The sequence below is a fragment of the Pandoraea horticolens genome, assembly GCF_902459555.1.
GTDB lineage: Bacteria > Pseudomonadota > Gammaproteobacteria > Burkholderiales > Burkholderiaceae > Pandoraea > Pandoraea horticolens.
Genome location: NZ_CABPSM010000013.1, coordinates 146229 through 157274, shown reverse-complemented (window position 1 = coordinate 157274; position 11046 = coordinate 146229). Strand labels below are relative to the sequence as shown.

Annotated in this window: 9 protein-coding genes and 5 pseudogenes; 4 read left to right on the top strand and 10 right to left on the bottom strand. The window is 57.7% G+C overall.

Annotated features, from left to right (window positions below):
* Nucleotides 1-130 precede the first annotated feature (130 nt).
* The 5 genes and pseudogenes from PHO31112_RS20075 to PHO31112_RS20055 form a co-directional block, all read right to left on the bottom strand.
* Nucleotides 131-235: pseudogene (locus tag PHO31112_RS20075) on the bottom strand (transposase); the annotation flags it as partial.
* 189 nt (nucleotides 236-424) lie between these two features.
* The gene (locus tag PHO31112_RS20070; protein ID WP_150622372.1) at nucleotides 425-2557 is read right to left on the bottom strand and encodes a TonB-dependent copper receptor; all 2133 of its coding nucleotides are present in this window, start codon (nucleotides 2555-2557) and stop codon (nucleotides 425-427) included.
* 85 nt (nucleotides 2558-2642) lie between these two features.
* Nucleotides 2643-3014 (bottom strand): DUF2946 domain-containing protein, encoded by a 372-nt coding sequence (locus PHO31112_RS20065; RefSeq protein ID WP_150622392.1) that lies wholly within the window; start codon nucleotides 3012-3014, stop codon nucleotides 2643-2645.
* A 119-nt stretch (nucleotides 3015-3133) separates the two neighbouring features.
* A complete protein-coding gene (locus tag PHO31112_RS20060; protein WP_150622370.1) occupies nucleotides 3134-3328 on the bottom strand; it encodes a hypothetical protein in 195 nt (64 codons plus the stop codon).
* 56 nt (nucleotides 3329-3384) lie between these two features.
* On the bottom strand, nucleotides 3385-3762 hold the full coding sequence (locus PHO31112_RS20055; protein WP_150622368.1) for a hypothetical protein: 378 nt from the start codon (nucleotides 3760-3762) through the stop codon (nucleotides 3385-3387).
* A 211-nt stretch (nucleotides 3763-3973) separates the two neighbouring features.
* Here PHO31112_RS20055 and PHO31112_RS20050 point away from each other — a divergent pair, with 211 nt between their 5' ends.
* Both PHO31112_RS20050 and PHO31112_RS28245 read left to right on the top strand, forming a co-directional pair.
* Nucleotides 3974-4168, top strand: a complete 195-nt coding sequence (locus tag PHO31112_RS20050; protein ID WP_150622366.1) for a hypothetical protein — start codon at nucleotides 3974-3976, stop codon at nucleotides 4166-4168.
* Between the two features lie 68 nt (nucleotides 4169-4236).
* Nucleotides 4237-4371: pseudogene (locus PHO31112_RS28245) on the top strand (DDE-type integrase/transposase/recombinase); the annotation flags it as partial.
* Nucleotides 4372-5050: 679 nt separating this feature from the next.
* Here PHO31112_RS28245 and PHO31112_RS20035 read toward each other — a convergent pair.
* Both PHO31112_RS20035 and PHO31112_RS20030 read right to left on the bottom strand, forming a co-directional pair.
* Nucleotides 5051-5449 carry a hypothetical protein gene (locus tag PHO31112_RS20035; RefSeq protein ID WP_150622364.1) on the bottom strand — a complete coding sequence of 133 codons (399 nt, stop codon included), beginning with the start codon at nucleotides 5447-5449 and terminating at the stop codon, nucleotides 5051-5053.
* A gap of 350 nt (nucleotides 5450-5799) precedes the next feature.
* Nucleotides 5800-6999 carry a hypothetical protein gene (locus PHO31112_RS20030; protein WP_150622362.1) on the bottom strand — a complete coding sequence of 400 codons (1200 nt, stop codon included), beginning with the start codon at nucleotides 6997-6999 and terminating at the stop codon, nucleotides 5800-5802.
* A 516-nt stretch (nucleotides 7000-7515) separates the two neighbouring features.
* On the opposite strand from PHO31112_RS20030, the gene PHO31112_RS20025 reads away from it, so the two are divergent.
* Nucleotides 7516-7893: a transposase gene (locus tag PHO31112_RS20025; protein ID WP_150622360.1), complete on the top strand. Its 378-nt coding sequence runs from the start codon at nucleotides 7516-7518 to the stop codon at nucleotides 7891-7893.
* Between the two features lie 51 nt (nucleotides 7894-7944).
* Here PHO31112_RS20025 and PHO31112_RS20020 read toward each other — a convergent pair.
* Nucleotides 7945-8370: pseudogene (locus PHO31112_RS20020) on the bottom strand (integrase core domain-containing protein); the annotation flags it as partial.
* A gap of 68 nt (nucleotides 8371-8438) precedes the next feature.
* On the opposite strand from PHO31112_RS20020, the pseudogene PHO31112_RS20015 reads away from it, so the two are divergent.
* Nucleotides 8439-8745: pseudogene (locus PHO31112_RS20015) on the top strand (IS3 family transposase); the annotation flags it as partial.
* A 51-nt stretch (nucleotides 8746-8796) separates the two neighbouring features.
* On the opposite strand, the pseudogene PHO31112_RS20010 reads toward PHO31112_RS20015, so the two are convergent.
* Nucleotides 8797-9198: pseudogene (locus PHO31112_RS20010) on the bottom strand (transposase); the annotation flags it as partial.
* 192 nt (nucleotides 9199-9390) lie between these two features.
* Nucleotides 9391-10431 (bottom strand): hypothetical protein, encoded by a 1041-nt coding sequence (locus PHO31112_RS20005; RefSeq protein ID WP_150622354.1) that lies wholly within the window; start codon nucleotides 10429-10431, stop codon nucleotides 9391-9393.
* Nucleotides 10432-11046 lie beyond the last annotated feature (615 nt).

Sequence of the window (11046 nt, the reverse complement as noted above, 5' to 3'; positions counted from 1 at the left end):
CGCGTTCGAGCATTACAACGAGAAGCATCCCCATAGCGCGCTGAAATACCGCTCGCCTCGCGAGTTCCGGCGCTCGACGGATTCAGCAACCTTAGTGTGACGCTGTGTCCGGTATTACAGGGGCAACTCCAGCATCACTGAACCCGTGCTTCCTGCACAGTTCCTTGACCGGCATACCGGCCTCGGCTTCCTTCAGAAACCCGAGGATTTGCTGTTCCGAAAAGCGCTTCTTCATGTTCGTCTTCTTCTCCGAAAACGAACTTTACTAGACTCCGGATGGCCCTGTTTGTCGGGGGGGCAGGTCAGCTGATCTAAGACAGGCTGGCCGGCCGAGCCTCCACACGAATCGATTGACGCGCCCCGCCCGAACGAGCGGGGTCGCCATCGTTCACGCATATGCTGGATCGCACACGTGCCAGGCACGCTACAGCTTCGCGCTCACGCGCACCCAAGCGGTGCGGCCCGGCTCCATCACCGGTGCATTCGCCGGGTAGCCGAAGCCGGCGTTTCCGGCAAGGTTCAGATGCTCGGTGTAGGCCCTATTCAACACGTTGTCGACACCGACAGATATCTGCACGGTCTTGCTGACGTTGTATTGCGTATGCAGTGACAGCACGCCGAATCCGGCGCTCGGGCCAAAGTCCTTGCCGACCACGTTGCCCTCATTCAGGGCATAGCGATGCTGTGGCGCAACGACCCGCCACAGGCCGCCGACCGACCAGGCCCCGCGCGTGTATTCGAGTCCAACGCGTGCCTCGAGCGGCGGCATCTGCGGCAGCGGATCGCCACTCGTCGCGATGCGCCCCCATGCATACACGAGCGACGTCTCGACGCGCAACGGTGCCACCGGGTGCCACGACGCGCCGGCTTCGCCGCCCATGATCTGCGCATTAATGTTGGTCGCTTGCGTAGTCGGTCCCATCATGCCGGACGCATAGTTAAACAAAATGAAGTCCTGCACGTAGCCCGCATAGGCCGAGACCCAGGCATCGAACCGGTCGCTCTTGTATTGCGCGCCGATGTCGAGCTGCGTGGTTTTCTCCGGCTGTACTGCCGAGAATGCGTTGACCGAGCCGGCCGGCCCGCGCTTCGCGGAGAACAGCTCCCAGTAGTCGGGATAGCGCTCTGCATGGCCGATCCCCGCGTACCACGTGACGGGCAGTGATGCGAGATCGCGCTCGTAGCGCACGAAACCGCTCGGCAGCACGCGCACACGATCGTCGTCGAAGGTCGGATTTGGCTTGCTGATCATCATCCCGCCCGTCGTCGCGCGCTGGTCGCGGGCGCCCGCGTAGTCGATGCGCGCGCCACCGATCACGCGCGACACCTCGCTCGCGGACCACGTCAGCTCACCGAACGCTCCCGCGTTCCACATCAGCGCCTGCGCATCCCACGGCTGGTCGCCGTAGTTCTGCGGCTCCATCGCCGAGCGCGAATCGAGCTGGTTCGATTGCGCGTCGACACCCGTCACGAGCTTGAAGTCCTCACCGAAGCGCAGCGTCGCCGCCGCGCGGGCGCCGAACGTGCGGCGGCGCACCTCGGCGGCCATGCGCATCGGCATGCGGCTGCTCGGATCAGGCTGCCGCAACGTATAGTTGTCCATCACGTGGTCGGCTTCGTTGTAGTACACGCGAGCCTCGATCCGGTCGAGTACATCGCCAAGATGCCGCTTGTCGAACGACAGGCCGAACGTCTTGCGGCGGAAATGCGCGCCGTCCATCCCGCGCCCCGCGTAGCGCGCATAGCCGTCGCCCGTGCCGGCGGTCAGCTCGACGCGCGTATGATCATCGGGAGTCCAGCCGAGCGCGGCATCGGTGCTCCACTTGTCCCACTGCGACGGCACGGTGTTGCCGTTGCCGTCCCGGTAGTCCTGCGAATGGGCGTGGTTCGCGCTCACGCGCCCATAAACATCCGGCGTGCCGACCGTCACGTCGAAGTTCTGGTCATTGCGGGCAAACGATCCCCCCACCACACTGCCCTCTACGCGCATGCCGGGACGCTCGAAACGCGGCGTCACCCGCTCGAACAGCACCGTGCCGGCCGACGCCCCTGGTCCGTACAGCACGGTTTGCGGCCCCTTCACGACGGTGACCTTGTCGAAACTTTCCGGCGCGATGTACGACGTCGGCGCATCCATCCGGTTCGGGCATGCGCCGAGTGTCGGTATCCCGTTGGCCAGGATGTTCAGCCGTGAACCGAACATCCCGCGCAGCACGGGGTCGCCGTTCGTGCCACCGCTGCGGATCGATGTGAAGCCGGGGATTGTCTTCAGGTAATCCGCGCCGTCGCTGGCAGGCAGCGGCTGACGCGGCGTCTTCGGCTCCGTGACGACGACAAGTGGCGTTGTCAGCGGCGAGGCGACGACCTCGACGGGCGATAGCTGCACGGCAGCGTCGTCAGACGAGACGCCGGTCGGTCGCTCGGTTGCAGCCGCGGCTGCCGCAGCGGCCATCGCGCTGACGGCCAGCGCTGGAACGGTGAGTTTCAACATGCGCGGTATGCGCCGCTCACAGGCACGGTGGGGCGCACGCGGCGCACGCAACTGAAATATGGTCATGATCAAAGGCCCGAGTCGCACCGTCCACGCGGCCTCGATGGATCACATGGAAGTTGACAGTAGAAAATGAAGGGAAGAGAGCGTCTCAGGCGCGCTCGGGCGGTGCGCGTGGGTATGCGCGCGGGTACTGCTCAGTGCACACCGCAACGGCAGGCGGCGTGGCGACGACTGTCGCGGAAACGACGCAAACGGAAGCAAACGGAGCGACGTCAGGCGCGTTGATCGCGGGGCTATGTGCGAAGAAGCCGCAATAGCCGCAGACGTCAAGATGACGCGCATGATCGTGCGTGCGGCCCGCATCCGGCTGCCGGTGCGAGCCATGCTCTGCACTGCAGACCATCACGTCCGAGGTCGCTGCCTGCGCGATGCGCCACTGCGACACGAGTGGGGCCGCAATCGCTAACCACATCGCGAGCACGCCAAGCCAGGCGGTTAGGTGACGATATCGGTGCAGCATGTGACCTGAGACGATTCTTGTTGCCATGTGGCAAGTGAGTTCTCTTTTATCCTAAAGGCAAGGAGAACTCGATGAAGAAGCGATTTATCGACCAGACGGTCCGCGAGACAACCTGGGGTTCACATCGCCCCCTCACCATCCATACGGAGCCGGTACTCGGCGCGCATCGTCAGCGTGCCGTCTGTGCGAAGGCAATGTTTCAGCGCGTCAGATGCGACGCCGTACTGCCTGGCCAAGCCGTCAAGCCCGCCCGCCTCATCAATCCCTTGCTTGCCGAGGCGCTGCCACTCCCGCAACATCTCGGTAGTGACCATCACTCTCCTGCGCCGCGTGCCAGTTTCTCTGCGGAGGATTTGGGCCGACGGAGGCATTAAATCAGCACCTCCCCGCTGCCTGCGTCCTGTGGCGCTACGCGCTCTCGATGGCAACCGTTGACATGCGGCTCCTGAGTTTCGGGGTGCGGCGATCGTTGGGCCGAGGTCGACGGCACGCGAGAGAACGCATCGGCATGAGACGCCGGTACCCCTTGCATGTCCAGCACTGCGTCAAGTATTGACGGTGTTGCGGGGGGAGACGGGAGTTCCGGCCAGTTCGACGGCATGCCGGATGACTCACCGGCCTGATACACCGCACGCACGCTGGCGGTCAGCGTAGTTGGCGGCTGTGCGCTCTGTCGGGGTGGTGCTGAGGTTGATGCAGCCACTGAGGGCTGGAGGCGCGGAGCCTGTGCGCCGGAAACGGGAAGCATGGCGTTGTCCGATGGAGGTTCTTGTTCGCGATGCGCCTGCCATCGCCAGATGGCCCATTGTGGGCAGTCTCACTGTGACATAAGCTCGCCATCGGCACTTGCATGAATCGCTCACTGGGGTAATGACCTCATAGCTGCCAAACGTGCGCGATGGAGCCTGTCAGCTTTTTAGTGTGTCGAGGTCATGAGACGATAATGGAAATAATGTCCTGTGACCGATATTCCCGAAGTCGTCGCAGATATCGAAGCACGTGGGTACACCGTGGAAGAGCCTACAAAGTCGTTTGCGCTCTCCTTCGAGGGATGCCGACGCCTTGAGGACGAGGCGTGGGAGATTCTCGTCGCGCAGCACAAGCTCGCAGAAAAGCGCGCCGTTTGCAGCGCACCGGACGGGAGACCCACGTGAAGAACCTATTAGCTGCCATTGGCGCGGCATGGCTCACGCTTCAATTGCTTGCCGCAATGGGTGTCGCCGACCAATACGGCATTGAGCTCGACATCTCGCTGCAGAAGCGGCGCGACTAGGCGGCCGCGAAACGCTTCTTCAAACGCGTGCTGCCGGCCTGTTCCGAGGTGCCGAAGAAGATCGTGACCGACCAGTTCTACAGCCTCGCCTTCTGACTCCGACCATACATCGCCGGGCTCGCTCAACTACCCAGCCTTATTGCGACAAAACCCGCGCGGCTGCTGACGCGCCGAATTGAGTCCCAGGAACGCGAGGGCGTCATCATCGCCAACCTCGTGAACCTGTGGAACAGCTTTGGCAAGCTCGTTTGCGTCAAGACAGTCTAATTGCGTCCACGCAATGCTCTGCGGCTACCCTGCCGAACAAAGCCCATCTCCTGCCCTTAAAGTAATCATCTCGCGGGAACTCTAACCACCGAAACACCTAAATTCGCCCCTCCCCCAGACCGTACGGAAGAGGGTAGTTTGAGTGTTCCCGTAACTTGCACCCAATCACCCGTGAATCGAGAAAGATCAACCCGAAGCATCCTGACTCCACCGTCGTTCTCTACCAAGTACACATCAACTTTGTTTGTACCGGGCGTCCAGTAAGCTCCACAAGGCGCTGTGGCTCCCCAAATGTGCCCGATGGCCGGTACACCACTTAAATGCGATGCGTAATATAGGACTTGATAGTCCCTATCGGCGAGTGTCTTATTTGTTCTTTTTAGCCCGAGTATATAACATTCCAATTGTTTACTTTGCTGATTATGAAAGATCGCAAAATACTGACCGAGCTTTGGATCATCTATGTACACGGCGCTTGGCGCATAGTAAGTTTATATTAAGTTTTGTCGTGTAGAACCTTTTGCAATTGAAGCGCTGGGTTTGTTACCATTGCTGGGATCACTGTTATTAAATTGGAGTTGGCAAGCGTTAAGATAGACTTGCCCAGTTTTTCGTTTATGGAGTTCCAAAATAAGTAAGGCATGCTAGCGCCATCCGGCCCAGCGACGACGCTCTCGCAGTCTATAGCAAGCACTTGGTTGTTGCTAAAATCAGGATTTTTGAGCGGTTGATCTGCAGCATACTTACGATATTTAGTTGGAATAAAATCGGCATCGTACGTCGCGTAAAAAAGACCATTGGTGGCTAAGCCATTTGAACTGTAATAAAAAATATAAATTTTATCACCCAAGGTATATGGCGCCAGCGATTCATATGCTATGAATCCAAGACCCACCTGAGATAGCTCTCCAATAGGCAAGACCCATTGGTTGCTACGAACAGTCCTTACGACCATCGTCGCTTGGTTGGCATTGGTATGAAAAAAAATTACCAGAATCCCTAAAGAAGAGCGCCTGAGGGGTGCAATGCACTACATTAGGATAGGTATGTCTGGCTGAAAAATCGGGTATTTCTTAGGCGTGTGGCGCTTCGAACGCGACTTTAGAAAAATATTGACCGAGAAAGTATGGCGCATTTAACGTATATAGTTTCTTTTGGACGTAAATTACGCGAATTACTGGATTTAATCAGGAGGTTGTCATGGTAATCAAATTAATTTATAAAATTAAAGTCAATCGGTAATGGCTAATTTGTTAGGGTTCTGACTACTGAAATGCCACAATTCTTTGCTCCAACGGGGTTAAACGTGAGCTTTGTCTGCTTGGGCGATGCTATGTAGCTCATAGTCCCCTGATTAATAGTGGCGTTAGGTTTGAGTTCGGCAAGATCTACGATAATAATCTGGATTCGATTGTTGTCATCCAGCAGATAAACATCCGCTAAAGTACTGCTATCGGGATCAGACCAAGCACAAGGTGCTGTAGCACCTGTAATGGGGTAACCGATATCTCCCCTTTTTCCCGCAGAAGTCACACCAGACAGGATGGCATAATTCCCTTCGACGATCCCATTCGTGTTTGCTACGGGCAGCACATATCCCTGTAATCTCTTGGGCTGGGAAGTGTCGTGCACATTTCCCAGAGGTTGGCTGTGAAAAATGACGAAATATTGCCCCTGACTTCCCCGGTCCACGTATGTGGCGCTTGGTGCATAAACTGTTTGTGTTAACTTCGCCTTCCCGGTATTCGGAATGATTGAAACGGTAGGGTAATTTTTGTAATTTGGATCGCTATTGTTCAACTGCAGTTGACAAGTATTGAGATAAGAAGGGATCTCGTTCGAAATGCCACTCTTTGGCGTATTCCAAAATAAGTAAGGTTTGGCGCTCCCCTGGGGTCCTGCGACGATACTGACATAGTCAACCATCTCCAGACCGAGATCATGATCAATACCATCTATGGGATCCGCACCAAAAGCACTAAAAGCCGCGTAGTGTAGCGTTCCATTTCGTTTATAAAATAGGTAAAATATATCCCCTTTTGAATCGCTGAGGTAATACGGCACCATTGACTCTTCTGGCCGAAACCATGCCAAATAGACATTGTGCGGATCTTTTCCAAGTGGAAGTAACTTATGGCTACCCGCATTAAGACCGTCGCCACTCATTAATACCATCGGGAAATTCTGGCTGTTCACATAGAAAACAGCTACCATATTGGTTTGATTCTGATATTTATAGGCAATTGCCTGCGGTGTGCCATGCACTACGCCATCAGAACCTTGCAAAAACGAACAACCCATGTAGCTCGTGACGTTGTCAAACTTCTTTGTGCCTTCCAAATAATGACGCAATGTATCGGCATAGGCTGCCTTTATCTCCGTCAGTGATTGAGCCGCGTAAACCAAGCGCGTTCCTCGGCTCAAACTATTAGAACTATTGGGCATAGCGTCTCTCTTGTCTATTGATCAGGTTGAGCGATGTTTCTGATTCAGTGCACATGTGTTTTATCTTGCCAAGCATAAATCCATGCTATGCCGCTTCTGGCATTTGATCATTATTTAAGCTGACGCCTGCCATAATAATTCCATTAATTCATGAAGTTAAAGGCAATCGGTTATGGCTAATTTATCAGGGTTCTTGCCACTGAAATGCCACAATTCTTTGCTCCAACGGGGTTGAGCGTGAGCTTTGTCTGCTTAGGCGATGCTATGTAATTCATAGTTGCTCGCTATGTATCGTCAAATCTAACTGAAGCGTTGCCGGATCGATGGCATTCCACATCGTCCCCCGCTAGGAGGAAATGTAGCAAATCATGGAGGAACTTGAACCTGTTAACGTAGAGAGGGGGCTGTGCGCATCGGCTTTGTTCGGAAGGGGGGTATTTTCGATTGTCCGATGTTCGTGAGCGGCGTGGCGGGTGTATAAAGTGGGGATTGATCATTTCGTCCCGCGAGTTCTCAGTGCCTTATCAGGCCCGGCTGAAAACAGGCGAAGCGCGAAAACGTCCCAAACCGACGTATCGGGTGACGAACGCGCACGCCTACAACCGGAGCCTGAAGCGGCGCGGCCAGCTCAACCTCTATTGCCCCAGCGGCGACCTCAGGGCGCCGTTCATCAACCGCCAGCCCTATGTGCCTGGCGTCTCGGGGCGAACCCCCGCCTATACGAACGCTTACATCGAGCTGATCTATACGTACTACCGCCTCTTCGGCTGGGGCATGCGCCAGATCACCGGCTTCATGCAGGAATACTGGCGCCTGCGGGCTCTCGATATCGACGTGCCGAGCTTCGGGCAACTGAGCGACCGTTTCGCCACGTTGAGCGTCACGGTCCAGTAGTGCTGTCAGGGTAATGCCCCCGCTTTCCACGGTCGGCAGAAGTAGAAACCAAGCGGTGATGGTCAGCCGCTGCTTCGGGGTAAAACCGCCCAATGCCATATTCGGACGCTCGCGATTGTAAGTCCACATCTAGTCGGCCGCCGCTTCGCGGACCTGCTCCAGGTCCTCCCACAAATACTGCGACAGCCATTCGTATCGGGCGGTCCGGTTGAACCGTTCGATATACGCGTTCTGCTGCGGCTTGCCCGGCTCGATGTGTTCCAGCCGGATGCCTTGCTTCTGCGTCCACGTCACGATGGCCGCGCTCAGATATTCCGGGCCGTTATCGCACCGGATGACCTTCGGCTTGCCCCGCCATTCCATATGCTGCTTCAGCGTGCGAATCACCCGCTCGGACGGCAGCGAGAAATCCACTTCAATACCCAGCGCCTCCCGGTTGAAATCATCAATCACGTTCGGCGTCCGTGACTTCCCCCCGAAAAACCGTAGCATCCAAAACTGGAGATTTCTGGCAAATTTAAAGCTCTGACGGGCAGGAGATTTGTATGAAGAAATCGAAGTTCACCACCGACGAGCAGATAGCTTTCGCGCTGAAGCAAGCCGAAGTGGGTACCACGGCAGCAGTCCATCCCATTAACTGGAAGAAGAAGTGCTGCGGCCTCGGGGTTGCCGAGTTGCGGCGCCTGAAGCAACTCGAAGAGGAGAACGCCCGACTCAAGCGCATGGTGGCCGATCTCAGCCTGGACAAGACGATGCTTCAGGAGGTGGTGCAAAAAAGCTGTGAAGCCAGCCCGTAAGCGCGGGCTGGCTAATTTTTTGAATCAAGCGTATCGAGTGAGCATTCGGCGGGCGACAGCGGTATTGCAGCTACGGCAGGCCACGTACTTCTATGTGCCGAACCCACGTGATGACCGTGCCGCACTGCTCCAGCAGAAAGCCCAGGATCTCGCGCACCGTCATGCCTCGGGCATACATAGCGACGATCTTGTCGTCGAAGCGGCGTTCGTGCTTGGGAATCAAGATAGGTTCGAAGCTGCCATCGCGGTCACGGGGCACCTCGATACGGATCGGGCCGTCTTCGGTCAGAACCGTCTTGGCACCTTTGCCGTTACGCTGATTGGTAGCGTTGGTAGGCTTGGCAGCGCCGGGCAGATAACCGAGATGGTGGTTCATCTCGCCGCCCAGCGCCCGCTCGATCAGCGCCTTCTTGAGCGCCATGGCCGCGGCATTGATAGCTTCCGCCGTCATTGGGCCGTCGCCAAACTGCTCAAGCAGCTCGCTGGGAATGGCTGGCAGCTCTGACAGTCGGGCTTTCGGGTGGCATACGTTCTCCTTGTTGGGTGCATCATATGCCTCGAACACGAAATTCCTAACAGGCCCGCCGAGTCCGCCGCAACGCATTGATCATTTCAAGCGATGTTGGAAGACATGCATGGGATCTCTAGTGAGCATCAATTCAACGATTGATTGGTCCTCGCCATGGCGGGAATCTACGGTTTACATCGCGCCATCATTGCGGAGCCGGTCCTCGGCGCGCTTCGTCAGTGTGCCGTCTGCATGCAGGTAATTTCTCAGCCTGGTAAACGCGACGCCGTACTGCCTGGCCACGCCACCAAGCCCGCCCGCTTCATTGATCCCCAGCTTGCCGAGGCGCTGCCACTCCCGCACCATCTCGAGGGTGACTTCCTTGTCAGGCGGGTTGAGCCGGTCCTCGGCATGCTTCGTCAGCGTGCCGTCTGCACGTAGGTAATGTTTTAGCGCGCCAGATGTGACGCGGTATTGCGTGGCCACGCCGTCAAGCCCGCCGGTTTTGTCGATCCCCTGCTTGCCGAGGCGCTGCCACGCCCGCACCATCTCGAGGCTGACTTCCTTGCCCGGTGGGTTGAGCCGATCCTCGGCGCGCTTCGTCAGCGTGCCGTCTGCGCGAAGGTAAGCTCTCAGCGCGGCAGACGAGACTTCGTACTGCTTGGCCAAGCCGTCAGGCCCACCCGCCTTGACAATCGCCTGCTTGCCGAGGTGTTGCCACGCCCGCAACATCTCGAGGGTGATTTCCCGGCCAGGCGGGTTGAGCCGGTCCTCGGCGCGCTTCTTCAGCGTGCCGTCTGCACGAAGGTAGATTTTCAGCGCGCCAGACGCGACGCCGTACTGCCTAGCCACGCCGTCAAGGCCGCCCGCCTTGACAATCCCCTGCTTGCCGAGGCGCTGCCACGCCCGCACCATCTCGAGGGTGATTTCCTTGCCAGGTGGGTTGAGCCGGTCCTCGGCGTGCTTCGTCAGCGTGCCGTCTGCACGCAGGTAAGTTTTCAGCGCGGCAGGCGCGACGCGGTATTGCTTGGCCAAGCCGTCAAGCCCCCCCACCTTGACAATCGCCTGCTTGCCGAGGCGCTGCCACGCCCACAACATCTCGGTGGTGACCCTCGCTCTTCCGTGCTCCGTACCCGTTTTTTTGTGGGGGCGTTGGGCTGGCGGCAGCCGTTGGGCCAAGGTCGACGGCATGCCCGACAACGCCTCGGCATGCGACGCCGGTATGCCTTGCATGTCCAGTACCGCGTCAAGTATTGCTGCTGTCGGGGGCGGGGACGGGCGTTGGAGCGGGCCCGACTGCATGCCCGACATCACCCCGGCATGGATAAGCGGTTCCGTTCGTCCACCCTGATCTGCCTGGTGCACTAAGCGCACATTGACGCCGACAGTCGTCGGCTGCGTTGATGCTGACGTCGACTGGCTCACGTTTCCCGGGGTCAGTCCAGCGCTCTTCGTCGTTCTGAGGGGCGGCAGGAGTTGACTCAAACTCAACGACGTACGGCTCCACCCGTCAGCCTGACGCACTTCGCGCACGTCGGTACCAAGGGTAGACGACTGTGTTGAAGTTGACGGAGTAGGCTGTACCGACGTTGATGTTGTTACGGGGAACCGGGAGCGCGGGGCACCAGCGCCGGAAACAGGAAGCATGGCGTTGCCTGATGGAAGTTCTTGTGATCGCGATGTGCCTGCCAGATGGCCCATCGTTGGTCACTATTGCATAGTCTCGCCATCGGCGCTTGCATGAATCGCTCACTGGGGTGGCAAGCCGCAGGCCCCTGCGTGGTCCCAGATGCGCCTGCCGACGCCTATTACGACGTGTGGCAGGCATGGGGGCAAACGGATTTGCTC

Bases quoted from the DNA above. Each gene is read 5' to 3' on its own strand.
- PHO31112_RS20005 (WP_150622354.1), bottom strand. From the start codon at position 10,431: ATGCAAGGCATACCGGCGTCGCATGCCGAGGCGTTGTCGGGCATGCCG.
- PHO31112_RS20030 (WP_150622362.1), bottom strand. From the start codon at position 6,999: ATGCCCAATAGTTCTAATAGTTTGAGCCGAGGAACGCGCTTGGTTTAC.
- PHO31112_RS20055 (WP_150622368.1), bottom strand. From the start codon at position 3,762: ATGCTTCCCGTTTCCGGCGCACAGGCTCCGCGCCTCCAGCCCTCAGTG.
- PHO31112_RS20060 (WP_150622370.1), bottom strand. From the start codon at position 3,328: ATGGTCACTACCGAGATGTTGCGGGAGTGGCAGCGCCTCGGCAAGCAA.
- PHO31112_RS20070 (WP_150622372.1), bottom strand. From the start codon at position 2,557: ATGACCATATTTCAGTTGCGTGCGCCGCGTGCGCCCCACCGTGCCTGT.
- PHO31112_RS20065 (WP_150622392.1), bottom strand. From the start codon at position 3,014: ATGCTGCACCGATATCGTCACCTAACCGCCTGGCTTGGCGTGCTCGCG.